The organism is Sulfitobacter sp. HGT1, from assembly GCF_013282155.1.
Classification (GTDB): domain Bacteria; phylum Pseudomonadota; class Alphaproteobacteria; order Rhodobacterales; family Rhodobacteraceae; genus Sulfitobacter.
Genome location: NZ_BLWI01000005.1, coordinates 191,669 through 216,008, shown reverse-complemented (window position 1 = coordinate 216,008; position 24,340 = coordinate 191,669). Strand labels below are relative to the sequence as shown.

Sequence of the window (24,340 nt, the reverse complement as noted above, 5' to 3'; positions counted from 1 at the left end):
AATTCAACATGCTGGCGATCTTCCTCAAAACACTGCCATTTTTCGCGCTGATCGGTCTGGGATACTGGGCCGGCCGAACCCGTTTCTTTACGACCGAAGCAACAGCCTATCTGACCAAATTCGTCTTTTACTTTGCCCTCTCGGCAATGCTCTTCCATTTTGCGGCGAACCTGTCTTTGGCCGACGTCTGGGACAGCCGCCTTGTCGCGGCCTATCTCTGGGGCACCGCCTTCGTCTATGGCATCGCAACGATCATAGGTTTCCTGCGCAACCTTGATGTCGCGAATAACGCGATGGAAGCGCAATGCGCCGTTATCGGCAATACCGGCTTTCTGGGCGTGCCGATGCTCACCCTCCTTTTGGGGCCCGACGCAATTGGCCCCGTCGTGCTGGTTCTTGCTGTCGATTTGATCGTCTTCTCCAGCTTGATCGTGATCCTCATCACCGGCAGCCGCGATGGCCAGATGAGCCTGCGCGTCTTGCGCACAATCGGCATGGGCCTTCTGAAAAACCCGATGATTGTCGCAATGACTCTGGGCTTTGTCTGGTCCGGCCTGCGCATCCCGATCCCGACCCCGATGAACGATTTCCTGGTCATCCTGGGCGGTGCCGCAACCCCCGGCGCGCTCTTCGCGATTGGCGCATCACTCGCGTCAAAATCAGCTGAAAAGCTTCAGGTCGCCGGCTGGCTGACCTTTTGCAAACTCGTGCTACACCCTGCCTTTGTCGCCATGGCCGCCTTGTGGTTCTTCAAGGTCGACCCCTACAAAGCGGGCGTTATCATCGCCGCCGCGTCCCTCCCGGTGGCAGGCAACGTCTACATGCTTGCACAACACTACAACGTCGGTCCGGCCCGCGTATCCGCAGCCATCCTCGTTTCTACCGCCCTCAGCATCTTTACGGTAAGCGCGATCATCGCGTGGGTCACAACCTTCTAGGCTTCACCCTTTTCCAAATACTCATCGCGAAGCGTCCAGCCCTTGCCGCCCGCGCCAATGCCCGCTAGCCATAAAGCAACATCGCACCACAGGAGAAACCCCATGAAAACCGTTTCCGAAAATGCCAGCTTCCGCGGCACCCAAGGCGTTTATTCTCACCTGTCCACCTCCTGCAATTGCGAAATGACCTTCGCCCTTTTCCTGCCCGAAGAAGCCAAACAAGGGCCGGTCCCGCTGCTTTGGTTCCTTTCAGGCCTCACCTGCACCCATGAAAACGCCATGACCAAAGCAGGTGCACAGGCCTGGGCGTCTGAACACGGGATCGCCGTCGTTTTCCCAGACACCTCCCCCCGGGGCGACGATGTCGCGGATGATGATGCCTATGATCTTGGCAAAGGTGCCGGGTTCTATGTCAACGCCACCCAGGACCCTTGGCAGCCGCATTTCCAGATGTGGAACTATATCGCCGACGAACTGCCAGCGCTACTCGCCGAAGAATTCTCGCTTGATATGGACCGCCAGGCCATCAGCGGCCATTCCATGGGCGGGCATGGCGCACTGACCCTCGCGATGAATCTCGACGGGCGCTTCAAATCAGTGTCGGCCTTTGCGCCAATTGCAAACCCCTCCGACAGCGACTGGGGCCGCAAACAGCTCAGCGCCTATCTCGGCCCGGACAAGGCCGCATGGGCCAACCACGACGCCACGCTTTTGATGGCCGAAAAAGGCTTTCCCGGTCCGGTTTTGATCGACCAGGGCACAGATGATCAATTCCTTGACCTTCTCAAACCCGAAGCCCTGGCCGCAGCAATCGCCAAGCGCCGCCAGAATGCCACCTTCCGCATGCAACCGGGGTATGATCACAGCTATTTCTTCATCTCAACCTTCATGGAAGACCACATCGCCTTCCATGCCGACGCGCTCTACGCAGATTGATCAACTTGTCATGACATCCCTCTACATAGACGCCGATGCCTGCCCCGTAAAAGCCGAGGCCGAACGCGTCGCAACGCGCCACAAAATCCGGATGTACATCGTGTCGAATGGCGGCTTGCGTCCGTCGCAAAACCCATTGGTCGAAAACGTCATCGTGCCAGACGGGCCGGACGTTGCGGATATCTGGATTGCCGAACGCTGTGGCGCTGGCGATGTCGTCGTAACCGGCGATATCCCCCTTGCCGCGCGTTGCGTCGAAGCGGGCGCGCGCGTTTTGAAACATAACGGCGAAGCGCTGACCGCAGCGAATATCGGCAACGTCCTTGCGACCCGTGATCTCATGGCAGACTTGCGTGCCGCCGACCCCTTCCGGCAAGGCGGCGGGAAAAGCTTTACAAAAGCGGACCGCTCCCGTTTTCTGGAAGCCTTGGAACGTGAAATCAGAGCGGCTCAGCGATAGCGCTGGCCGTTTTCTTTCAAAGAAAACGAAACGGAATTTTCTGGAAATTCCGCACCCAACCCAAAGGTCAGCGAAATGAAGCCAACTGCAGTTGTTTTTGATATCGGCAATGTACTGATTGAATGGCAACCCGAACGATTTTTCGATTCCGTCATCGGAGAGGACCGCCGCAAGGCGATGTTCGCGACAGTTGATCTGCATGCGATGAACGACCGCGTCGACAGTGGTGAAAACTTTACCGATACAATTTATGCCACCGCAGACGCAAATACCGAATGGCGCGATGAAATCCGGCTGTGGCACGATCGCTGGATTGAAATGGCGGCACCGTTCATTCCTCATTCACTGCGGCTGATGAAGGCGCTTCAAGCCAAGAATGTCCCGGTGTTTTCCCTGACCAATTTCGGCATCCAGTCTTACGATCTGGCCGCCAAACACTATCCGTTTCTGCGTGAATTCGACCGGGACTTTATCTCGGGCCATCTGGGCATCATCAAACCCGATCCCGCCATTTATGCGGCCTTGGAAGATCAAAGCGGGCTCAGGGGTAGTGACCTGATCTTTGCCGATGACCGTCCGGACAATATTGCTGCGGCCGACGCGCGCGGATGGCGGACACATCTGTTCACCGGTCCTGCCGGTTGGGCCGCCCGCCTTGTGGCCGAAGGGCTGCTGACCGAGGAAGAGGCAGCGTGACACAAATCGACATCATACCCTTCACCGAAGGCGAGGCCACGCTGGACTGGATCGGCCTGACCGATGCCTTGGCAGCAGGTCACAGTTTGCCCAAGGCCGAAATCGCCGACACCTTTTTGTACCGCGGCGACGATACGCTCTTGAACCGTGCAGCGTGGATTGACGGTTTGGGTCTTGCGGTGAAATCCGCCACCATTTTTCCCGGCAACCCCGCAAAAGGGAAGCCAATGGTGAATGGTGGTGTATCGCTCTATTCTGACAGCACCGGAATGTTGGAAGCGCTGGTCGATTTCCACCTTGTGACCAAGTGGAAAACCGCAGGCGACAGCCTTCTTGCGGCGCGGCGGCTGGCCCGTGCAGACAGCCGGAATATCTTGATCCTGGGTGCCGGCACCCAAGGTCGGGGCCTGTATTCCGCCTATTCAGCCGCCTTTCCAGACGCCGAATTCACCGTCTGGAACCGGACCGCAGCCAATGCCAGGGCGATGGCGGACGCGCTGCCAAATCTGAAGGTTGCGGATGATCTGGAACATGCAATCCGCCACGCGGACATCATTACCTCGGCCACAATGTCCGCCACCCCCTTTATCAAGGGCGAATGGTTGCAGCCGGGCCAGCATCTGGATTTGATCGGTGCCTATCGTCCCGACATGCGCGAAGCCGATGATACCGCACTGACCCGCGGACGTATCTTTGTCGACAGTCTGGACACCACTGTTGATCATATCGGAGAGCTTAAGATCCCGATCGCGCAAGGGGTGATCAGCCGCGACACGATCATTGCCGATTATTATGATCTGGCGAAATTCACCCGAAAAACCGATGATGAAATCACGGTGTTCAAGAACGGCGGCGGGGCCCATCTTGACTTGATGACCAGCCGCTATGTTCTGGATCGCTGGCGCGCGCGGTCGTGATCTGGATCGGCCTTATCCTTCTGGCAGTGGTCGCAACCCCGCTGCTGATCGAACGCAACCGTTTGACCATGAACGACGCCGCGAGGGGCAGCGCACCCGGACAATTCGCCGAATTGAGTCGTGGCGTCACCCATTATTTCTGGTTTGGACCGCAAAACGGCCCTGTCGCAGTGTGTATCCATGGCCTGACGACCCCCAGCTTTGTCTGGCGCGGCATCACCAAGGGCCTCGCGCTTATGGGGTATCGCACCTTGATCTATGATCTTTATGGCAGGGGCTATTCAGACCGCCCATCCGGAGTGCAGGACCGGCAGTATTTCCTATCCCAGCTTAACGAGCTGTTGGATCGCGAAGGCGTAAATGGCCGGATTACCCTGTTTGGCTATTCCATGGGCGGCTCCATCGCGACCTGTTTTGCCGCAGCGGCCCCCGACCGGATCGAGCGTCTGGTTCTGCTTGCGCCCGCCGGCATGGGGCTGACCCCGAACAAGATCATGGACTTCATCGCCAAGGCCCCTTTGATCGGCGACTGGCTGATGCTGGCGTTGTTCGCGTCCTTTTTTCGCAAGGGCATCAAGGCCGAGAGCACGCAGGCAACAAACGTGCCCCACGTCTTTGAACAACAGGCGGAACAGCTTGAGTACAAAGGGTATGTTTCCGCTGTTCTGGCAAGCCGCCGTGGCATTCTGACGGATGTGTTGCGTGACGAACATCGCGCCATTCAAGCCGCTGGCATTCCCGTCCTAGCGATATGGGGAAAAGAAGACAGCGTGATACCCGCCTCGGCGATTGGTACCCTCGCCGAATGGAACCGCGCAGCGGAACACGAAGTGATCCCCGAAGCCGGTCATGGCCTGCCCTATACCCATGCAAATCAGGTGATCGATCTGGTCCGCAATCACCTGATGGCTAAGGGCTAGGCGGTCACCAATCCCGCAAGTCGTTTTTCGCGGATCGGCAAGTGGACAAGCGCGCTGAATGCACCGACGGCCACACCGATCCACCAGACTGCGGTGTACCCGCCATAGGCGTCATACAAGCGACCGCCCAACCAAACGCCCATGAAACTGCCCAGCTGATGGCTGAAAAACACGATACCATAAAGCGTGCCCATATAGCGCAGGCCGTAAATATGCGCGACCAGACCGCTGGTCAGCGGGACGGTAGCCAGCCAAAGCGACCCCATCCCGACCGAAAACAGGATCACCGACAGCGGCGTGATTGGCATGAGGATAAAGACCGCCGAGATTAACGTGCGCGCCGTGTAAATGCCCGCCAGCAGATACTTCTTGGAATAGCGCTTGCCTGCCCATCCCGCCAGCAACGTGCCCGCGATATTTGCAAGCCCGATCAATGATATCGCAACGGCCCCTAAGGCAGATGTCGTGGTGATGCCGATGTTGTGCAAGATGCCCCCGGCAAGGATCGGACCGCAAAGTTCGGTCACGAAAGCAGGGAAATGCGCGGTGATGAAAGCCAACTGATAGCCGCAGGAAAAGAAACCAACAAAGATCAGGGTGAAGGACGGGTCTTTGAATGCCTTGACCAGAATCTGACCCAGACTTTCCTCCAGCTCTGCCTTGCTGGCCATTTCAGGGGCGCGCATCAGTGGCAACGTCAGGATCATCGCAAGGATTGCACCCGCAAAAACGATAAACGTGCTTTGCCAGGTCAAAAACCCAAGCATCCATTCCGCAACGGGGGCCCCGAACACCTGCCCTGCGCTGCCTGCTGCGGTCACAATCGCCAGTGACATGGACCGGTTTTCAGCCGTTGAGGCCCGCCCGACGACTGCCAGAATCACGCCGAACCCAGTGCCCGCGATGCCGAAACCGACCAGCCACGCATAGCTCTGCAATTCGATCGGCGACATGGAATTCGCCGAAAGCACCAAGCCGATGGCATAGACGACCGACCCAATGACGATGGCACGGCGGTCACCAATCTTTTCCGCAACCGCCCCGAAAATGGGCTGCCCGATGCCCCATGCCAAATTCTGGATCGCAATCGCGAGCGAAAATTCGCTGCGCAGCCAGCCGAATTCAGCAGCAATCGGTATCTGGAACACGCCGAATGATGCCCGCACCGCAAAGCTGACCATGATAATCAGACACCCTACGATCAGAACCGGGGTGAAAATGGACGGGTTTCTTTCCAAGACATTGATCCTTCTGCAGATGCGCCACCCTACATCCGCCGGAATTGGGGTCAATTCAAATAGTCGGCTGCTGGCAGCAGGTTTGGGGTTCTTTCCAAACCTGCGGGCAAGATGTAAGTCACTGGCATGACAGATTTACGCACTCTTTACGATCAACGCGTGGCTGATGGCAGCCTGACACCGGACCCTGCCCAAGAGGCGGTTTTGCCCGAGTTTGACCGCATCAGGAACGCCATGCTCAACCCCGAGAAGAAGGGGTTTTTCAAGCGCGCCCCCGAACCGCCCAAGGGGCTGTACCTTTGGGGGGGCGTCGGGCGTGGGAAATCGATGCTGATGGATATGTTCGCCGGTCATATGGGCGACATCCCCGCAAGGCGTGTACATTTCCATGCCTTCATGCAGGAAATCCACAGCGCAATGCACGAGGCGCGCAAAACCGGTGTCGATGACGCGATTGCACCGGTTGCCGCCAGCGTCGCCGCATCGGTCAAGGTGCTGGCGTTCGACGAGATGCAGATCACCGACATCACCGATGCGATGATTGTGGGACGCTTGTTTCAGGCGCTTTTTGCAGCGGGTGTTGTCGTTGTTACCACGTCGAACCGGACACCTGACGATCTGTACAAAAATGGCCTGAACCGAGAGATTTTCCTGCCGTTCATCGAGCTGATCAAGGCCAAGATGGTCGTGTTGGAGCTGACCAGCCCGCGCGATTATCGCCAGGATCGCCTTGCAGGATCGCAATCGTATTTCACCCCCGTAAATGCCCAAAGCCGTGCCGCGATGGATGCCGTTTGGCAGGATTTGACTGGCGGCGAGGGCGAAAAGCTCACGCTGCGGGTCAAAGGGCGCGATGTCATCATCCCCCGGTTTCGCAACGGCATCGCGCGCGCGGGGTTCCATGCGCTATGCGGGCAACCCTTGGGTGCTGCCGACTACCTTAGCCTGGCCGAAGCATGCCGCGTTCTGGTGCTGGACGATATCCCGGCGTTGGGCAGGACCAACTTTAACGAAGCCAAACGTTTCGTGACCCTGATCGACGCGCTGTATGAGGCAAAAGTACGTCTTATCTGCTCTGCCGCGGCCAGTCCTGAAATGCTGTATCTTGAAGGGGAAGGCACCTTTGAGTTTGAACGTACCGCATCGCGCCTGCGCGAGATGCAGGCCGAAGGTTGGGGCAGCTAAAGCCCCGGTATTTCAAATATCTGCCCGACTTGCGCTTCGGCCATCCGGTTGATCGGGCCATTCGCATCAGCGATCCGCATATGATCTCGCGGATCGCCGTAATAGGCCAGTGACAGGCCAACCAGACTATCCGACAGACGAAGGGGATGCTTTTGCGGCACCTTTGTATTTGGTGCCGGACCGTCGCGCGTTGCTGCCAAAAGGACCGACTTTAGCAGGCTTTGGGTATCCAATCTGCCCGACAAGGTCGTGAGGGCCAAAGGGATTTCGAAATGCCCCTTTGCCGCCGCGCTGTTGAGCAGGGAATCCACATAGGCATCAGATTTCCCGGCCTTCACCGCCCAAACCACGTAGGATTCTAACACGCGACCCGATGACGTATCATCAAAGGCCCTTACAACGCCGCCAATGAGGTCACGCAAATCTGTTTCCGTGTCCATACCCAATTGGTGCAGCGCCTTGGCAGGTGTCAGGCTGGCCGTGGCAACCCTGGCGGGAACGGGCACGGGCGGCGCAGGAAGGACCGTCTGTGTGACCGGTTCGGCCAATGGAATTGCACCCGCATGATAGGGTGACCGCCCCTGATCCAGAATGAAAACGCCACCAGCGATGATCACCGTCAAACAGAAGACAGAAAATAAAACGCGCGGAATCGCGCTTTGGTTTTGTTGGAATTTCGCCATTGATCGACCCCCACGGACAAAGAAAACTATCCGTGAACCTTAGGGTCCGAGACGACTATAAATCGTAAACATCGCCAATTTGAGAGATGAAAATTCTAACCGTTTTCCCGCAAAACGCTGCCGGCAAGGTACAATGACCCGCAGATCAAAACCCGCGCAGATGGATCAATCGCAAGGATATCTGCAAGGGCGGATTGCACCGATGCTGCCTCGTCCGCGTTCATACCAACGGCACGAGCAGCCTGGGCAGTCTCATGCGCGGGCAGTGTTGCCGCTTCTCCGGGGATTGAAACGGCAATCAACTTTTCCGCCTGCGCAGCAAGCGGGCGCAAATAGCCGGAAATGTCCTTGGTATTCAACATCCCGCAGATCAGATAGGTCGGGCGCTTGGGCAGCGTGCCGAGCAGACCTGCGATCGCCTCGCCAGCGGCGGGGTTGTGCCCCCCATCCAGCCAAAGTTCCGCCTGTGCTGCAGCTTCAGCCAATGGGCCGGTTTTCAGACGCTGCATGCGTGCAGGCCATTGCGCGCCTGTAACTGCCGCCTCGCAATGATCATTCGCTACACCAAGGTGACGCAAGGCCGCAAGGGCCGCACCGGCGTTGCTGATCTGATGTGCCCCCAGCAAATTCGGTTTGGGAAGGTCAAGCAAGCCTTGTTCGTCTTGATACACCATACGCCCGGCTTCCTGCCCGACATGCCAGTGCTGGCCATAGGCCAACAGCGGCGCGTGGTGACGCAGTGCCTCGGCTTCGATCACGTCCATCGCTTCTTCTTGTTGGGGGCCAACAACGCACGGCACGCCACGTTTGATGATCCCTGCCTTTTCGCCCGCGATCTGGGCCAGAGTATCCCCAAGATACTGCTGATGGTCGATCGACACCGGCGTGATCACGGTAAGGGCCGGTTTTTCAACCACATTGGTGGCATCCAAACGGCCCCCCAGACCCACCTCAAGCAAGGTATAATCCGCAGGGCTGCGGGAAAAAGCGAGCAGCGCCGCGCATGTCGTGATCTCGAAATACGTAATGTTGCCGCCATTATTGGCGTCATAACATTCGTCCAGCACGTCGGTCAGATCAGGCTCGGTAATCAGATCACCGGCCACCCTGATGCGTTCGTGAAAACGCGCCAGATGCGGCGAGGTATAGGCATGAACCCGGTGCCCTGCTGCCTCCAAACCGGCGCGGATCATTGCCTGCGTCGACCCCTTGCCATTGGTGCCCGCGATATGGATCACGGGCGGCAGGGTGTTTTGCGGATTGCCCAAAGCATCCAGCAGCCGCCACATCCGGTCAAGGGTCAGATCAATGATCTTGGGGTGCAGCGCCATCATGCGCGCCAGCACAGCATCAGATGTCTGTTGCGTCATTTTGCTGGTGTACTTGCCTTGTCGTCCGATGCCAATGCATGGGGTACATCGCCACCTTCTGTGGGCGCGGGCAGATCGCCCCGCACCGCAGGCGGCAGCCTCAGCAGCATCCGGGTGATGTTGATCAACTCGTCGCGCATCTTGGGGCGCGGGGTCACGCGGTCCAACATGCCATGATCCAACAGGTATTCCGCCCGCTGGAAGCCTTCGGGCAGCTTTTCGCGGATCGTTTGTTCAATGACGCGTGGCCCGGCAAAGCAGATCAGCGCATTCGGCTCGGCAATATGAACGTCGCCCAGCATGGCATAGCTGGCCGTGACGCCGCCGGTCGTGGGGTGGGTCAACACCACGATATAGGGCAATCCGGCTTCTTTCAGCATCTGCACGGCAATGGTCGTGCGCGGCATTTGCATCAGGCTCAGGATACCTTCTTGCATCCGCGCGCCACCGGCGGCGGAAAACAGGATCAGCGGGCGTTTCAGCTTAACGGCCTCTTGGGCGGCGGCAATGATCGCATTGCCCACATACATACCCATGGACCCCGCCATAAAGGAAAAGTCTTGCGCGGCAGCAACGATCGGCGTGCGTCCGATTTCACCGGTGGCAACCAGCATCGCTTCGGCTTCGCCCGTTTGTTTTTGGGCTGCTTTCAAACGATCCGGATATTTCTTTTGATCGCGGAAATGCAAAGGGTCCGTGACCGGTGCCGGAACCTTAACTTCGGTGAAAATACCGCCGTCGAATAGCGCCAAAAACCGCTCGCGGGGGGTGATCGCCATGTGATGGCCGCAGCTCGTGCAAACATTCAGGTTGTTCGACACCTCGCGGTGGAACAACATGGTTCCGCATTCTTCGCATTTCGTCCAAAGATTATCCGGTGTTTCGCGACGCGAAAAGATCGAATTGATGCGTGGGCGAACGTAGTTATTGATCCAGTTCATGGCGAACCTCTGTTCCAGTTTCGACCCTGAGATATGCTGCCCCAGAGTAAATTGCAATCAACGGCGGATCGCGAGCCTTGCCGCGAGCCAACTGACAAACATCAGCGCGAAATCCACCGGCAGCCATGCGCGCAGCGCCTCGGTGTCCTCCATGCCGAAAGGTGTCACATACAAAGCAAGGCCAGACAAATTATCCGGCAGGGACGTGATCAGGATCGCCGTCACATTGTTGCAAAAGTGAACCGCAATCGCAGGCCCAAGGGACCCCGCACGCGCCGTCAGGTCCGCCATCAGAATGCCAAATACCGCAGCCCAAAGCGCAATCGTCACGGCATTTTCGCCCGCTTCCTCGGGCAAGTAGTGACCAAGCGCAAACAGAACCGACGGCAGCACCATCCACACAAGCGGCGATTTGAAACGTGCCGCAAGCTGCTGTTGAACATAGCCCCTGAACACGATTTCCTCGGCGCTGACCTGAATGAATACAGCCACCAGCGATAGCGGAAGCAGCAGCACCCATTTGCCCAATGGCATGTTTGAAACATTGTCTTCGCCAAAGCCCCAAGGTGGCAGCACAAAGGTGATCGCCCCCACGATCACCAACATGCGCACAACCATGCCAAACTGCGGCACAGCCAGGGACATTGGCCCGATCAGGCTGGAAAGTGACCGTTTGTGCAGAACCCGTGCCACCAGCACGACACCCACCGTCATCAGGCCAAAGCTGCCCAATAGAATAAACATCGCGACGGGCGTCTTGCCGGTCAGCAAGTCATCATAAAAACTGCCATCCTGCGACCCCAGCAGGTTGAAAACCAACGTGAAAAACAGATTGTTCAGCAGCAGATAAACCGCCGAAGCCGCCAGAAACCCCACAAAGACCCGCCACAGCGCGGCGGTTGGGACAGCCGGGGCGATAAAGTCACGATGTGCGGCATAGCGGTCCATCAACTGCTTTCCCCTTTGGTCGGTTGCCGCTGTTCAGCGCCCCGCGGAATGTCGACAGACGCGGCACGCAGCAGATCGGTCGCATTCGACAAATGCGATGAAACGGTCTTGAGCAAGCTCATCAAGATGACCCTGTCATCCTCAATGACCGACCGGAACTGATCCGCATCTATCCGTAGAAACTTGCTATCCTCGAGGGCCACAAAATCAAACTGGCGCGGGTCATTCAGGATCACGGCAAGATCGCCGATCAGGCGGCCTTTTTTAACGGTCGATATATGGTGCCTTTTGCCGCTTTCGTCCTTCCAGAACAATTCGCCGGTGCCCGACAGGCACAGATACACGGCATCGGGCCGGTCCCCCTGATGAAAGATCGTCTGGTCTTTCTCCACGGGAAACCATTGTGCCGCAAAAGCCAAAAGCCGCTGGTTGCGAGGGTCAAGATCTCCGAACAGCGCATTATGAGAAACAATTTGCAACTTGCGGCGCAGATCGTCTGAAATGCTGTCATCGTCATGCGGCGCGTCAATCTGGGCCATGCCATCGATGCGTCCCCCTTTCATCTCGATGAACATGTCGAAATCCTCGGGCCGCGAGAAACTGGAATCAAGATAGATCTGAGTTGTATCCGGCAGCAGGGCGCTAAGCCTGTCGCGCAACCTGGACAGGCTTTGTGCGTCATGCCCGGCCAGCGACTGGTTCAACACCAATATGTCCGGTCTCTTCATCGCGGCGCGGCTGAACGCTGCCCTTTCCTGAAATACGTTCGAAATATTCGACCCGCCAATGTTGGTCGGCAGATCGAACACATTGCTCGTCACTTCTTGTTGCAGATTATGTTTCCTGAACACATCCGACACGACATCCATCACCAGATCGGCCTGTAGCCCCGCAACCTTGGATATCCGCCCATACAGCGCGTTTTCCAGAATGGACAAACGCGGCAGATAGGTTTGCGGCGCAATGGGGATGAACATATCTTTGGTTTTCTCGCGCATGGCGCGACCCTGCTTTTTGCGAATTTCCAAGATTTCGCTCTTGAACGTCTCGGGGAATGCCGGGCCGATTTGCTCGGCTGTAAAGGCGAATGGCACGGTCAAAAGCAGCGAAAATTCGTCTTCGGTCAGCGCCCCGTCCCCGTCGTTGCGGCGGCGCAAGGCGATGTCGACCAATCGCTCGTAGAGCTCTTCGTCGATCCCCAAAGCGGTAAAAAGCGGGTGATCGGTACCATCGCGCCCAAAGGTCTGGTGCAAGGTTTCGACCAGCGTCTGGGAAATCGCGATGCCCTGTTCTGCAAGACCCAGATCAAAGATCATCGCAAGAAAGCTGCGTTCCGAAGCCAGCACCGTTTGCGAAATATCATATATCGGAGACGCAAACATCAAGTTGCCCCCCAAAGCCATCGACGGGTTGAACTCGTCCGGGTCAAACCGGTGAATGGCCTTATCAAGCCCGCGTTCTTTCAGCTTTTCATAGATTTCGTCCCGCAAACCAACGATCTTTTCAGCCAGCGCCGGACGCTCTTTCGGGTCCATCCGGTCCACAACCATACGCCGGAACATCAATTCATCGGTCCCGATGGCTTTGACCAGCTCGTACCACCAGTTATTAACATCCTCGGGCGAATTCAGATCTGCCAGTCCGGGGTCCAGCCAATCTACCCGCGTGCTGTCGGGGCTGTTGCCTGCGCGAAGCGTTTCAATCGCCCCCATATCCTTTTTCTCGGGGTCCCAAAGCACCGTCTTGGGGCTGGTCCGCAGGGACATCAAAAGGTTTTCACCGATTGTTCCCTTGAACAGATAGGGCTGTGCATGGGCATAGCCGATCCGCGCCGCAAGGACGGCCTGATGCAGTTCGGCCAGATCGTGACCTGCTATTTTGATTGTACCATGGGTCGGGCTGATCTCTCGGGTCAGCAACTCGGCCATCGCCGTACGCTCCACCTGATTGGGAATCTGGATGGCCACACGCGCGCCCATGGGAATGTCGATATCAATGTCATCCAGCACCAGATTTCCATCGGCGCTACGCACAGTGACATGATTAAGGTTGATGGGTCCCTTAAGATGCGGAATCTCCTCAGGTTCCCCTTCGAACAGGCGTTCAGGGATCATGTTGCGCGGGGCAAAACGCTCGATGACAATTTCCCAGCGAATGGCCATGTCCTGCGTTTCGTTGTAATAGGTCAGCAATTCTTTCCACGGGTTCGACAGATCTTTGTAGGCGGCAAGCGCCGCGACAAGGGCACCAACAGTGATGTTGCCGGCGATCACCAGATAGCCGCCCACCGCATAAAAGAAGAACGGCGTAAGCTGGGTGATAAAGTTATTCAGAAACTTCATGAAAAACTTTTTCTGGTAGATCTGAAAGCGGATGATGAACAACGCACCCAGACGGTCCGTGAACTTGGCCAGTCTGAAACGCCACCCGCCGTTCGTGCGCAAATCGGTGATGCCAGCCGCGGTTTCCCCGATCTCGGAGGACAGGGCACGCACCTCGTTGATCCGCGCCTTGTTCAGCTGGTTGATCTGCCGTTGCAGCATCGGGATCAGATAGGCCTGCAAGGGGATCAGTGCCACACCCGCCAAGCCGAACCAGAACGACTGAATGAACAAAAACAGCAGAATAATCAGCATTTGCCCGGCCTGGAACACGGGCTGGGCGACAGCATCCCCCATCAGACCACCCATCGGCTCGGCTTCTGAGGTGACCATGGATACCAGTTCGCCCTGGCTGGTGTTGTCATAATAGCTGCGCGGAAACCGCATCATGCGGGATATCAACTGATACCGGAACCGCCGCAAAAGCCGCTCTGACAGGACACCTTTCATTGTGTTCAACCGCATCTTCATCAGACCGTGCACCAGCACCGACGCCAGATAGGCAAAACACAGGGTAAAAAGGAACTGCACCTGTGACATTTCAAAGCCAAAGATGTCGATCACGCTCGACTCAGCACCGATCGCATCGTTGATAATGCGCTTGGGCAGTTCGAGTGTGATGTACAAGAAGGGGAAGGTGACAAGCGTCAGGATCAATAGAACAATCTGATCTCGGCTGGAATATTTCCATATAAAGGAAAAAATCGATCGCTCCATGCAGGTCTACTTTCGCTGGGGCAGGCGTCGCGCCTGAAGGTCAAAAGCAACCTAAGGCGACACGCCTCTCACTTCAACCGACCGCTTGAGCCTTGCAGCGAAAGGGCTGGATGGCTATTCCGGTGTAAATGTCCAATCAGGGAGGCGTTCTGATGTCCACCAATAACCGTTTTGATAAATCCAAATTGCCCAGCCGGCACGTCACCGAAGGGCCAGAGCGCGCGCCGCATCGGTCGTATTACTATGCGATGGGCATGACAGAAGAAGAAATTCACCAGCCCCTGGTCGGTGTTGCAACCTGCTGGAACGAGGCCGCGCCTTGTAACATCTCGCTGAGCCGTCAGGCCCAAGCCGTTAAAATCGGCGTGCGCGCCCAACAAGGCACACCACGGGAATTCACCACAATCACCGTGACCGACGGCATCGCGATGGGCCACGAAGGCATGCGGTCGTCGCTTGCGTCACGCGAAGCGATTGCCGACACGGTCGAGCTGACCATGCGCGGTCACTGCTATGACGCGATTGTGGGCCTTGCGGGCTGTGATAAATCCCTGCCGGGCATGATGATGGCGATGATCCGTCTGAACGTGCCGTCGGTGTTTTTGTACGGTGGGTCGATCCTGCCGGGCAAAGCACCAGAAGGTGCGGATGTGCCTGCCGATTTCGCAAGCCGCGATTTGACCGTACAGGACATGTTCGAAGCCGTTGGTAACTACCAGAATGGCACCATGTCACAAGCCGCACTCGATATCCTTGAACGCGTTGCCTGCCCGACTGCGGGTGCCTGTGGTGGCCAGTTCACCGCCAACACAATGGCCTGTGTATCCGAGGCGATCGGCCTTGCGCTGATGAATTCGTCGGGTATGCCAGCCCCCTATATTTCCCGCGATGCCTATGCCGAAGCGTCCGGCGAAGCAGTGATGAACCTGATCGAAAAGAACATTCGCGCCCGCGACATCTGCACCCGCGAAGCATTCGAGAACGCAGCGCGCATTGTCGCGTGTACCGGCGGTTCGACAAATGCGGGCCTGCACCTGCCAGCCATGGCGCATGAAGCGGGGATTGATTTCTTCCTTGATGACGTTTGTGAAATCTTCCGCGACACACCTTACTTTGTCGATATGAAACCCGGCGGGGCGTATGTTGCAAAAGACCTGTATGACGCAGGCGGTGTGCCCGTCGTGATGAAGGAACTGCGCAAAGCGGGCCTGATCCACACCGATTGTATGACAGCCTCGGGCCGGTCCATCGGCGAAGAACTGGATATGATCGAACGCGAAGCTGATGGCAAAGTAATCCACGCGATTTCAAACCCGATCAGCAAGACTGGCGGCGTGGTTGGCCTGAAAGGCAACCTTGCCCCCGAAGGTGCCATCGTGAAAATCGCCGGTATGTCCGAAGAAGACATCGTCTTTACCGGCCCCGCGTTGATCTTTGAATGCGAACAGGATGCCTTTGAGGCTGTGCAAAACCGCGCCTACAAGGAAGGCGACGTGTTCGTCATCCGCAACGAAGGCCCCGCAGGCGGCCCTGGCATGCGCGAAATGCTGGCGACAACTGCAGCGCTGTCCGGTCAGGGCATGGGCAAAAAGGTCGCGTTGATCACCGATGGCCGTTTCTCTGGCGCGACACGTGGTTTTTGCGTCGGCCATGTCGGCCCCGAAGCAGCATACGGCGGCCCGATCGCCCTGCTGCAAGAGGGTGACATGATCACGCTGAACGCCATCGAAGGGTCCATCAGCGTTGATATCAGCGACGAGGAAATGGCCAAGCGCAAGGCAGCATGGCCCGGTGCCCGCACAACCAACTACCAAAGCGGTGCGCTGTGGAAATATGCACAGCTTGTCGGCCCGACCTATCTGGGTGCCGTGACGCATCCCGGCGCAAAGGCCGAAACCCATGACTACATGGACCTTTAAAGGTCCCGTAGCGGCCCTTGGATTAATGGCCCTGACCGCTTGCGAAGCGGGTCAGGGTCTTGATCTGGGGGGCGGGTTTAACCTGAAATCCACCGACACTTCTGACGCGCCCCTATCGCGGAGCATGATGGCGAGTGGCACGATTTTGGTTGCACCGAGCGGCTATTGTATCGATCAGGCGACGCTAACCTCCCGCTTTTTGGTGATGGCACGTTGCGACGCATTGGGCGTGCCCAGTGCCGCCGGCGCGGCACCCCGCGGGTTGATTACGGTCAGCCTAACGAAATCCAGACCCGGCCCGCTCCCTTCTGCAAAACAGATCGCTGCGGCCACCGACCTGACCAATATCAGCGACATAGAGGCGACAGAGGATCTCATCACGTTTCGTGCACAGGGGAAAATACCCGTGGGTGGGCTGTCACCGACCCAATGGCGCGGTACCGCGCGCATTGGCAGCCAGACCGCTGGCATCGCAGTATATGGCCCGGAGCATGGCGAAATCACCACCCGTACCGGACGCGGAATCGTGATCGAACTGGCCAATGCCAGTATCGAGGCAACGCCAAAACCCGTGAAAAAGCCGGCCAGCCGGAACTGACCTTCTGATTTGGCAGCAATTCGTTTGAACGAATGTGTTTCAAGCGATAGACTTTGGCAAAATGAACGACCGAGCAAACGGGGCATCAGGCACATATGGCCAAATTCGGCACTCACCTTTTGGACAAAGCATTGTCTGCGCGGCTTTTGCGCAAATGGGCGCGCAGGGCCCAGAAAGCAAAAGATGTTCCTCTGGACAGGTTGCGCAAGCAGTCTCGGGACGCGTGGGCCTTAAAGGCGCATCTGGACAGCGTTATCCATGTCGCCGAAGAACGGCTTTCGCTGCCCATGGTCGGGTCAAAGAAGTTTTTCAAACCGCATAATGCGGATTGGTCCTGGCGTCCGGCGCTATGGCGTGGGCCGCTGCCCGTGCCTGGCCTGTCTTCGGTCAAGACCAAGGCGACCCTGGGCGAGGAAGTAACTGTTTTCCACGATTGTGCATTGTCCGAAATGGGCATCCGGCAATTGCGAAACCTCCGCGAGGCAGATCTGGCCCCTTACGGCCTGCGCCTTGATGTTTTCCGGTTTGACGGGTCGTTCCTGTCGATCGTTCTTGACCTGCCGGATGATTGCGTAAACGGGCTGAAACGTACCCACCTGTTACGGATGAGCGCCATTGTCGAAATGGAAAAACCCATCGAGATTTTTGCACGGCTCAACATTCGCCACGGGCCGAACACCGAACAAATCGTACGCGAACTGCCCTTGGATCAACCCGATGTCATGGTCGAATTCGATCTGGCCTATTCAACGATGAACGAAAAGCGCGTGGAAAAGGCGTGGATCGACCTGATCTTTGAAGGCCCCGAAATGAACGAAATCGTCCTGCGTGACCTGACATTCTCGCGCCGCCCCCGCGCCCAGCTTTAGGAGTTTTTGGATGAGCACTTTGAAACTGACAAAAACCCGCATGCTTGAAGGGGTGTGGCAGGGAATCCTCACAGGGACCGGCGATGAAACCCCCCAAATCACCGTCACCCACGGCAATTCGAACGTCGCCGATTTCAAGCTGGTCCGAAACGAGACAGCCGATCACTGGTCGCTTACCATTCCTGTGCCCGCCGCCGCCATTGCGGATGGCATTCAGGTCATTCTGGTGACCGATCTGGAAACCGATCAGAAAATTGGCGATATCGTCATCATCGGAGACGACGTGACCAGCATCGATCTGCGGGCCGAAATGGCGCTGCTGCGGGCCGAGCTTGAAATGATGAAACGTGCATTCAGGCGGCATTGCGTCGAGACAACCTGAGCCCCCTTTACCCTGAATGGCTGTGGTATCATATCTTGGCCTACCACCCGACACTTGGGGTCGGTAAAATCAGGAGGGCATGATGTCCGCAAAAAAACGTACAATCGGGGTTATTGGCCTAGGGAATTTCGGGTCCACCGTCGCGACAGAACTGACCCGCTTTGGCAACTATGTGATCGGCGTTGATCTGAACGAACAACGTGTCAGCAACCATGTCGAACGCCTGAGCCAGGCCGTAATTGCTGACGCGCGCGATGACATCGCCCTGCGCGAAGCAGGGCTTGCCGATTGTGATATGGCGCTGGTGGCGATGGGGTCTGATCTGGAATCAAGCATTCTGTCTGCCATCAACCTCAAGCTGCTTGGTGTTGAAACAATCTGGGCCAAGGCGAAAACCAAAACCCATCATCGCATTCTTGCCAAGCTGGGCGTCGACCGGGTGATCCACCCCGAAGTCGAAGTCGGACAGCACATCGCCCAAGTGATCAATAATCCGCTGGTGCGTGACTATGTAAGCCTTGGCAATGGCTACCATGTGGTGAATTTCCGGATTCCGGAATCGCTCGAAGGCAAATCCCTCGACATGCTGTACCATGCCAAGAAGTTTGATCTGCGCTGCATCGGTGTCATGCGGGGCACCGAATTTATCGGCCAGGACGGCAACCCGTGCAGCTTGCAACGTGACGATCTGCTGATCCTGCTGGGGCAGCGGTCTGATTTGCGCAACTTCGCAGCAAGCCTTTGAAAACGGTCCCCTCCAAGACGCGCAAAGGCTGGAAGCTTCCGCCGCCGCCAGCGGTTTTGGTGTTCATTTATCTGGCGGTGATTGTCATCGGCGCGCTGGTGCTGTGGTCGCCCCTGTCCAATACCACCGACCTCAGCCTGTCGGATGCGTTCTTTACCTCCACCTCTGCCGTGACGGTGACCGGCCTTGCGGTTGTTGACACGGGCACGACATTCACGCTGTTCGGGCAGGCGGTTCTGATCATCCTGATCCAGTTGGGCGGCCTTGGGTTGATGACCTTTGCCGTGCTGGTGTTTTCCGCCCTAGGCATTCCCGTAGGTATGCCGCAGCGGATCATCCTGCGCGAAGACCTGAACCAGTCCAGCCTGAATAACCTGACGGCCTTGGTGCGTGTGATCCTCAAGATCGCGCTTTTGATCGAACTGATCGGTGCCGCGCTTTTATGTGTTGTTTTCGTGCCCGAATATGGTTGGGTCAATGGCATATGGCAGGCCGTATTCCACAGCGTGTCGGCCTTTAACAACGCCGGGTTTGGCTTGTCTCCAGACAACCTCATACGCTGGGTCAGCGATCCGGTTATCAATATTGTGATCCCTGCCCTCTTCATCTTGGGTGGCATCGGCTTCATCGTGCTCGCGGACATCTGGAACAAGCGGAACTGGCAAACCCTGAGCCTGCACAGCAAGTTGATGCTGGTCGGCACCCTCGTGCTGATCCTGTGGGCCTGGCTGACCTTTGCGCTGCTTGAATGGAACAACCCCGGCACCTTGGGGCAACTCGGGTCAACCAGCAGCCGCCTTTGGGCAAGCTGGTTCCAAGCTGTCAGCCCGCGCACTGCCGGGTTCAACACGATTGACTACGGCAACGTCCACGAGAGCACTGCCTTGATGACCATGACGTTGATGCTGGTCGGCGGGGGCAGCACATCAACCGCGGGCGGGATCAAGGTCACAACCCTGATCGTTCTGATCCTTGCCACCATAGCCTTTTTCCGCCGCAGCAAGACCCTGCATGCCTTTGGCCGGTCAATGGGGTCAGAGGAAGTCTTTAAGGTGATGGCGCTGACCACGATGAGCATCTTGCTGGTGCTGTTCGGGATTTTCATCATATCCATCAGCCATGACGGAGAATTCATTGATCTTGCCTTTGAGGTCACATCCGCCTTTGGGACCGTCGGTTTGTCGCGTGGTGCCACGACCGAACTGGATACCATCGGGCGCACGGTCATCATGCTGATGATGTTCCTCGGGCGGGTCGGGCCTTTGACCCTCGGGTTCTTTCTGGCGACGCGCTCGGTCCCCCGCGTACGCTATCCCGAAGGCAAGGTTTACCTCGGCTAAAGCCACCAAATTACCTCAAAATGCTGCGCAGCATTTTTTTCTATGCTGCGCAGCGAAAAAGGCCGCCCCTCGATGGGACGGCCTTTGATCTGATACCTGCCTGCAAAGGTTTTGGCGCGAATGCCGATCAGTCTTTATTGCCCAGAGCCGACAAACCTTTCAGGATATCAATGGCATAGGCCAGTTGGTAATCCTCTTCACGCAGGGCCGCGGCTTCGTCTGCCTTGGCGCGGTCTGCCATGATCTGTTCGATCTCGTCCTCGGACAGGCTGTCGTTATTCAGACTGCCGCGCAGGTCCGCTTCGGAGCGCAGCGGACGGTTTTTCGCTGCATCTTCTTCCTGGTCTGCGGGCTTGACCGGGGGCTGTGCAACAACGATGTCAGGCGATACGCCAACCGCCTGAATGGACCGGCCCGATGGCGTATAATACCGCGCTGTGGTCAGGCGCATCGCACCCTCACCACGCAACGGCATGATGGTTTGAACAGATCCCTTGCCAAAGCTTTTGGTGCCGACCACGATTGCGCGATGGTGGTCTTGCAACGCACCAGCCACAATTTCAGACGCCGAAGCAGACCCGCCGTTGATCAACACAACAATCGGTTTCCCTTGGGCCAGATCACCCGGCGTGGCGTTGGTTCTGTCGCTATCCGCTGAATCGCGGCCACGGGTGCTCACGATCTCGCCTTCCTCAAGGAACGCATCAGAAACTGCAATCGCCTGGTTCAACAGACCACCGGGGTTGTTGCGCAGGTCGATGACGATGCCGCTGATCTTGTCGATGCCACCGGCTTCTGCGATCTGTTCTTCCAGACCTTCCTTGAGCTTGGGATAGGTTTGTTCGTTGAACGTGGTGACACGCATCACAACAGCGTTGCCCACAGTCCGGCTGCGCACGGCAGTCAACTGGATCGTGTCGCGGATCAAGGATACGTCAAACGGCTCTGTCTCGCCCTCGCGGACAACGGTGATGATGATTTCCGACCCGACCGGCCCGCGCATCAGTTCAACTGCATCATCCAGCGTCAGACCCAGCAGGCTTTCGCCGTCTACATGGGTGATGAAATCACCCGCCTCGATCCCCGCCTCTGATGCAGGTGTATCGTCAATCGGGGAAACGACTTTGACAAAGCCTTCCTCTTGCGTGACTTCGATACCCAGACCGCCGAATTCACCACGCGTCTGGTCGCGCATTTTCAGCGCATCCTTGGGCGACAGATAGCTGGAGTGCGGATCAAGCGATGTCAGCATCCCGTTGATGGCCGCCTCGATCAGCTCCTCCGTATCGACTTCCTCCACATACTGGGCGCGGATGCGTTCGAAAATGTCACCGAACAAATCCAGCTGCTCATAGACATTGCTTGCCTTCGCCGTTTCCTGTGCCAGCAAAGGTCCGGCGATTTGCGTCGTTGCGATCACGCCTGCCAGCGTGCCACCAACGGCGGCCATCACAAATTTCTTCATATGCTCATCCATCCTTGTCGGTTAGGAACCACTCTGCCGGGTCCTGTGGAATATTATTTTCTCTTACTTCTATATAGAGCGTTTCTGAACGCTCTATGCCAGCCCCATCACCATTTGGTGACAACACATTGCCCGTGCTAGAAGCGGGCATCCCCATCAAACCAATCGGCGTCCCCGATGCGATCACCTGACCGGCCTCTCCATAGACGGTATCCAGTCCGGCCAACACAAACAGCGTATTGGCACGCGGCTCAAGGATGATCACGTTGCCAAGGTCCAAAAGCGGCCCGATATAGCGGATTGTCGCTGCTGTAGGGGTGGTCACGATCGCACGGGGCCGTGTGGCAAGGATAATGCCGGGCCGCGTGACACCTGCTGCGTCTGTCTCGTTTGCGCGGCGCAGCACAAGGCCCTGAACCGGCAACGGCAGCGTGCCCACCTCTCCGTCGATGTTCAACGGCGCGGGTTCGATCTGTTCAGAGGTCATTTGCGAAAGACCGCTGGCAAACCCCGACAGCGTTTCCGAGGTCGAAATCAGGATCGCCGTGCGCACCGGGTCTTCTGTGAACCGCTTGGGAAGGTCCGTGCGGTTCGCCATAGCTTGGTTCAACTCGGTACGGGCGCGCTGGACCTCGGTCAGCCCCTCTTGCAGTCGCTTGGCTGCATCGGCCTGCAAAACCCGCAGGGTCTGCACATCTTCGAGATCCTGCCGCAACTGGTCAGCGCGCGCATTTAGCGCAGGCGTCAGTTCTGCCAGCAACATGCCTGCCCGTGCCGTGCCAATCGGCCCATCCGGATGCAGAAACAGCGTGGGCGATGGGTTGCCACCAATGCTTTGCAACACCCCTAGCAATTGCGCCACCTCGCCATCGCGGGCTTGCAGCTTTTTGCTAAGCTGCGCCTCGTTTATCGCGGCTTGGCGCAGACCTTCTCGCATGGCACCCAAGCCAACCTCGAACGCCTGAATGGTCTGGGTCAACGCCTGAACGCGATCACGCGCGCCCTCGGCAGCATCCAGTTGCGCCGATGCCCGCTCAAGATCGCCCATCGCACGGCGCGCCTGATCGGCGGCCTCGGTCTGCGCAAGTCCGGCCAAAGGCCAGATCAGGAGTAAGAAGGCGCAAAGCCGCATCATTCCAGCAGCGACTTTCCGGTCATCTCGACGGGTTGTTCCAGCCCCATCAGTTGCAGCACGGTCGGAGCCAGATCGGCCAGCCGCCCGCTGCGCAGTTTCGCATGCGCCGGCCCGCCAACAACCGCGACGGGGACCGGGTTCAATGTATGCGCCGTATGCGCACCACCGGTTTCGGGGTCGATCATCGTTTCGCAATTGCCATGATCGGCGGTGATAACCATCGCACCACCCGCTGCATCCAACGCCTGCAACACGCGCCCCAAGCCCTGATCCACGGCTTCACAGGCGGCGATGGCGGCATCCAGATCGCCGGTGTGGCCAACCATGTCGGGGTTGGCATAATTCACCACGATCAGATCATACCCATCGTTGATTGCCTTGACAAAATTGTCGGTCACTTCGGCGCATGACATCTCGGGTTGCAGATCATAGGTCGCGACATCGGGCGACTTCGGCATGACGCGGTCTTCACCTGCGGCGGGGGTTTCCTCGCCGCCGTTCAGAAAGAACGTCACATGGGGGTATTTTTCAGTCTCGGCCAGACGGAACTGACGCAAGCCGTGCTGCGCCACCCAAGACCCCAACGTGTTCACGATCTGTGGCTTCGGGTACATGGTCGAGGTGTAAATGCTATGCGCTTCGGAATATTCGGCCATCCCCATCAAGGCGGCCCAATCCGGCCTGTCGCCGGTATCAAAGGCATCAAAATCAGGGGCGCCGATGGCGGCCATGATCTCGCGGGCGCGGTCGGCGCGGAAGTTCAGACAAAACAGGCCGTCGCCATCCTTGGCACCTTCATAGCCCGCAATAACAGTCGGCTGGATGAATTCATCATTTTCGTCGCGCCCATAGGCGGCGTTTACCGCATCAAGCGCCGTTTGCGCCGTCTCGCCGCTGGCCTGCACAATCGCGCCATATGCTTTGGCAACGCGGTCCCAGCGGTTGTCACGGTCCATCGCGAAATAACGCCCGCTCACAGAACCGATCCGCACACCACTGGGCAGCGCGTCATGCAACGTCTCGAAAAACCCGACCGCCGAGCGCGGGGCCACATCGCGCCCGTCCGTCAGAGCGTGGATGACCACAGGAATGCCCTGGTCGTGCAACGCTTTGACGGCGGCAACCAAATGGGACAGATGGCCATGCACCCCGCCATCAGAGACCAGGCCCATCAGATGCGCCGTGCCACCGGTTTTCTTCAACTTTTCGATAAATGCCAACATGGGCGGATGCGTGGCAAAGCTTCCCTGCTCGATCGCAAGGTCGATCTGGCCCAAATCCATCGCCACGACTCGGCCCGCACCAATATTGGTGTGCCCCACTTCGGAGTTGCCCATCTGCCCCTTGGGCAAACCGACATCCGGCCCGAACGTGGTCAACGTGGAACTGGGGCAATTTTGCATGATCCAGTCGAAATTCGGGGTTTTCGCCAGCAAAGGGGCGTTGCCTTCAGCCTCGGCGCGCTGACCCCATCCATCCAGGATGCATAATACGACGGGTTTTGGGGATGCCATGTGACGATTGCTCCGACAGATTGGGATGTTTTGCGTCTTTTAG

At 57.6% G+C, this 24,340-nt stretch carries 22 protein-coding genes; 13 read left to right on the top strand and 9 right to left on the bottom strand.

Features of this window, described 5'->3' with window-relative positions:
- The first annotated feature begins 8 nt into the window (after nt 1-8).
- The 6 genes from HGT1_RS05505 to HGT1_RS05480 all read left to right on the top strand — a co-directional run bounded on the left by HGT1_RS05505 (nt 9) and on the right by HGT1_RS05480 (nt 4,867).
- Nucleotides 9-938, top strand: a complete 930-nt coding sequence (locus tag HGT1_RS05505; protein WP_176249057.1) for an AEC family transporter — start codon at nt 9-11, stop codon at nt 936-938.
- Between the two features lie 102 nt (nt 939-1,040).
- Complete coding sequence (gene fghA, locus HGT1_RS05500; protein WP_176248923.1) at nt 1,041-1,874, top strand: S-formylglutathione hydrolase; 834 nt, start codon at nt 1,041-1,043, stop codon at nt 1,872-1,874.
- A 10-nt stretch (nt 1,875-1,884) separates the two neighbouring features.
- A complete protein-coding gene (locus HGT1_RS05495) occupies nt 1,885-2,334 on the top strand; it encodes a YaiI/YqxD family protein (RefSeq protein ID WP_176248922.1) in 450 nt (149 codons plus the stop codon).
- 75 nt (nt 2,335-2,409) lie between these two features.
- The gene (locus HGT1_RS05490) at nt 2,410-3,030 is read left to right on the top strand and encodes an HAD family phosphatase (RefSeq protein WP_176248921.1); all 621 of its coding nucleotides are present in this window, start codon (nt 2,410-2,412) and stop codon (nt 3,028-3,030) included.
- Complete coding sequence (locus HGT1_RS05485; protein ID WP_176248920.1) at nt 3,027-3,947, top strand: ornithine cyclodeaminase family protein; 921 nt, start codon at nt 3,027-3,029, stop codon at nt 3,945-3,947. Before HGT1_RS05490 ends, HGT1_RS05485 begins: the two co-directional genes overlap by 4 nt.
- A complete protein-coding gene (locus tag HGT1_RS05480; protein WP_176248919.1) occupies nt 3,944-4,867 on the top strand; it encodes an alpha/beta fold hydrolase in 924 nt (307 codons plus the stop codon). Before HGT1_RS05485 ends, HGT1_RS05480 begins: the two co-directional genes overlap by 4 nt.
- Here HGT1_RS05480 and HGT1_RS05475 read toward each other — a convergent pair.
- Entirely contained in the window at nt 4,864-6,048 is a 1,185-nt protein-coding gene (locus HGT1_RS05475) for an MFS transporter (protein WP_373028064.1), read from the bottom strand. The two genes, HGT1_RS05480 and HGT1_RS05475, sit on opposite strands and share 4 nt — an antisense overlap.
- A gap of 183 nt (nt 6,049-6,231) precedes the next feature.
- Between HGT1_RS05475 and zapE the strand changes: the two genes are divergently transcribed.
- Nucleotides 6,232-7,290 (top strand): cell division protein ZapE, encoded by a 1,059-nt coding sequence (gene zapE, locus HGT1_RS05470; RefSeq protein ID WP_176248917.1) that lies wholly within the window; start codon nt 6,232-6,234, stop codon nt 7,288-7,290.
- Here the strand turns inward: zapE and HGT1_RS05465 are convergent.
- The 5 genes from HGT1_RS05465 to HGT1_RS05445 all read right to left on the bottom strand — a co-directional run bounded on the left by HGT1_RS05465 (nt 7,287) and on the right by HGT1_RS05445 (nt 14,330).
- The gene (locus tag HGT1_RS05465; RefSeq protein ID WP_176248916.1) at nt 7,287-7,973 is read right to left on the bottom strand and encodes a hypothetical protein; all 687 of its coding nucleotides are present in this window, start codon (nt 7,971-7,973) and stop codon (nt 7,287-7,289) included. The two genes, zapE and HGT1_RS05465, sit on opposite strands and share 4 nt — an antisense overlap.
- Nucleotides 7,974-8,068: 95 nt before the next feature.
- On the bottom strand, nt 8,069-9,343 hold the full coding sequence (locus HGT1_RS05460; RefSeq protein ID WP_176248915.1) for a folylpolyglutamate synthase/dihydrofolate synthase family protein: 1,275 nt from the start codon (nt 9,341-9,343) through the stop codon (nt 8,069-8,071).
- Complete coding sequence (gene accD, locus HGT1_RS05455; protein WP_176248914.1) at nt 9,340-10,284, bottom strand: acetyl-CoA carboxylase, carboxyltransferase subunit beta; 945 nt, start codon at nt 10,282-10,284, stop codon at nt 9,340-9,342. Before accD ends, HGT1_RS05460 begins: the two co-directional genes overlap by 4 nt.
- A 57-nt stretch (nt 10,285-10,341) precedes the next feature.
- The gene (locus HGT1_RS05450) at nt 10,342-11,232 is read right to left on the bottom strand and encodes a CPBP family intramembrane glutamic endopeptidase (RefSeq protein WP_176248913.1); all 891 of its coding nucleotides are present in this window, start codon (nt 11,230-11,232) and stop codon (nt 10,342-10,344) included.
- Nucleotides 11,232-14,330, bottom strand: coding sequence for an ABC transporter transmembrane domain-containing protein (locus HGT1_RS05445; protein ID WP_176248912.1), 3,099 nt, complete (start codon nt 14,328-14,330; stop codon nt 11,232-11,234). Before HGT1_RS05445 ends, HGT1_RS05450 begins: the two co-directional genes overlap by 1 nt.
- 152 nt (nt 14,331-14,482) lie before the next feature.
- On the opposite strand from HGT1_RS05445, the gene ilvD reads away from it, so the two are divergent.
- The 6 genes from ilvD (at nt 14,483) to HGT1_RS05415 (ending at nt 20,183) form a co-directional block, all read left to right on the top strand.
- Complete coding sequence (ilvD, locus tag HGT1_RS05440) at nt 14,483-16,249, top strand: dihydroxy-acid dehydratase (protein ID WP_176248911.1); 1,767 nt, start codon at nt 14,483-14,485, stop codon at nt 16,247-16,249.
- On the top strand, nt 16,230-16,847 hold the full coding sequence (locus tag HGT1_RS05435) for a hypothetical protein (RefSeq protein ID WP_176248910.1): 618 nt from the start codon (nt 16,230-16,232) through the stop codon (nt 16,845-16,847). Before ilvD ends, HGT1_RS05435 begins: the two co-directional genes overlap by 20 nt.
- A 95-nt stretch (nt 16,848-16,942) precedes the next feature.
- Nucleotides 16,943-17,716 (top strand): DUF6478 family protein, encoded by a 774-nt coding sequence (locus tag HGT1_RS05430; RefSeq protein WP_176248909.1) that lies wholly within the window; start codon nt 16,943-16,945, stop codon nt 17,714-17,716.
- A gap of 10 nt (nt 17,717-17,726) precedes the next feature.
- On the top strand, nt 17,727-18,098 hold the full coding sequence (locus tag HGT1_RS05425; RefSeq protein ID WP_176248908.1) for a hypothetical protein: 372 nt from the start codon (nt 17,727-17,729) through the stop codon (nt 18,096-18,098).
- Nucleotides 18,099-18,180: 82 nt separating this feature from the next.
- A complete protein-coding gene (locus HGT1_RS05420; protein ID WP_176248907.1) occupies nt 18,181-18,843 on the top strand; it encodes a TrkA family potassium uptake protein in 663 nt (220 codons plus the stop codon).
- Nucleotides 18,840-20,183 carry a TrkH family potassium uptake protein gene (locus HGT1_RS05415; protein ID WP_176248906.1) on the top strand — a complete coding sequence of 448 codons (1,344 nt, stop codon included), beginning with the start codon at nt 18,840-18,842 and terminating at the stop codon, nt 20,181-20,183. Before HGT1_RS05420 ends, HGT1_RS05415 begins: the two co-directional genes overlap by 4 nt.
- A 127-nt stretch (nt 20,184-20,310) precedes the next feature.
- Here the strand turns inward: HGT1_RS05415 and HGT1_RS05410 are convergent, their stop codons facing one another.
- The 3 genes from HGT1_RS05410 to gpmI are packed head-to-tail and all read right to left on the bottom strand — an operon-like array spanning nt 20,311 to nt 24,297.
- Nucleotides 20,311-21,648: a S41 family peptidase gene (locus tag HGT1_RS05410; RefSeq protein ID WP_176248905.1), complete on the bottom strand. Its 1,338-nt coding sequence runs from the start codon at nt 21,646-21,648 to the stop codon at nt 20,311-20,313.
- Nucleotides 21,649-21,652: 4 nt separating this feature from the next.
- Nucleotides 21,653-22,783: a murein hydrolase activator EnvC gene (locus tag HGT1_RS05405; RefSeq protein ID WP_176248904.1), complete on the bottom strand. Its 1,131-nt coding sequence runs from the start codon at nt 22,781-22,783 to the stop codon at nt 21,653-21,655.
- A complete protein-coding gene (gene gpmI / locus HGT1_RS05400; protein WP_176248903.1) occupies nt 22,780-24,297 on the bottom strand; it encodes a 2,3-bisphosphoglycerate-independent phosphoglycerate mutase in 1,518 nt (505 codons plus the stop codon). Before gpmI ends, HGT1_RS05405 begins: the two co-directional genes overlap by 4 nt.
- Nucleotides 24,298-24,340: the final 43 nt, after the last annotated feature.

Bases quoted from the DNA above. Each gene is read 5' to 3' on its own strand.
- HGT1_RS05505 (WP_176249057.1), top strand. From the start codon at position 9: ATGCTGGCGATCTTCCTCAAAACACTGCCATTTTTCGCGCTGATCGGT.
- fghA (WP_176248923.1), top strand. From the start codon at position 1,041: ATGAAAACCGTTTCCGAAAATGCCAGCTTCCGCGGCACCCAAGGCGTT.
- HGT1_RS05495 (WP_176248922.1), top strand. From the start codon at position 1,885: ATGACATCCCTCTACATAGACGCCGATGCCTGCCCCGTAAAAGCCGAG.
- HGT1_RS05490 (WP_176248921.1), top strand. From the start codon at position 2,410: ATGAAGCCAACTGCAGTTGTTTTTGATATCGGCAATGTACTGATTGAA.
- HGT1_RS05475 (WP_373028064.1), bottom strand. From the start codon at position 6,048: ATGGTCAGCTTTGCGGTGCGGGCATCATTCGGCGTGTTCCAGATACCG.
- zapE (WP_176248917.1), top strand. From the start codon at position 6,232: ATGACAGATTTACGCACTCTTTACGATCAACGCGTGGCTGATGGCAGC.
- HGT1_RS05465 (WP_176248916.1), bottom strand. From the start codon at position 7,973: ATGGCGAAATTCCAACAAAACCAAAGCGCGATTCCGCGCGTTTTATTT.
- HGT1_RS05460 (WP_176248915.1), bottom strand. From the start codon at position 9,343: ATGACGCAACAGACATCTGATGCTGTGCTGGCGCGCATGATGGCGCTG.
- accD (WP_176248914.1), bottom strand. From the start codon at position 10,284: ATGAACTGGATCAATAACTACGTTCGCCCACGCATCAATTCGATCTTT.
- HGT1_RS05450 (WP_176248913.1), bottom strand. From the start codon at position 11,232: ATGGACCGCTATGCCGCACATCGTGACTTTATCGCCCCGGCTGTCCCA.
- HGT1_RS05445 (WP_176248912.1), bottom strand. From the start codon at position 14,330: ATGGAGCGATCGATTTTTTCCTTTATATGGAAATATTCCAGCCGAGAT.
- ilvD (WP_176248911.1), top strand. From the start codon at position 14,483: ATGTCCACCAATAACCGTTTTGATAAATCCAAATTGCCCAGCCGGCAC.
- HGT1_RS05435 (WP_176248910.1), top strand. From the start codon at position 16,230: ATGACTACATGGACCTTTAAAGGTCCCGTAGCGGCCCTTGGATTAATG.
- HGT1_RS05430 (WP_176248909.1), top strand. From the start codon at position 16,943: ATGGCCAAATTCGGCACTCACCTTTTGGACAAAGCATTGTCTGCGCGG.
- HGT1_RS05425 (WP_176248908.1), top strand. From the start codon at position 17,727: ATGAGCACTTTGAAACTGACAAAAACCCGCATGCTTGAAGGGGTGTGG.
- HGT1_RS05420 (WP_176248907.1), top strand. From the start codon at position 18,181: ATGTCCGCAAAAAAACGTACAATCGGGGTTATTGGCCTAGGGAATTTC.
- HGT1_RS05410 (WP_176248905.1), bottom strand. From the start codon at position 21,648: ATGAAGAAATTTGTGATGGCCGCCGTTGGTGGCACGCTGGCAGGCGTG.
- HGT1_RS05405 (WP_176248904.1), bottom strand. From the start codon at position 22,783: ATGATGCGGCTTTGCGCCTTCTTACTCCTGATCTGGCCTTTGGCCGGA.
- gpmI (WP_176248903.1), bottom strand. From the start codon at position 24,297: ATGGCATCCCCAAAACCCGTCGTATTATGCATCCTGGATGGATGGGGT.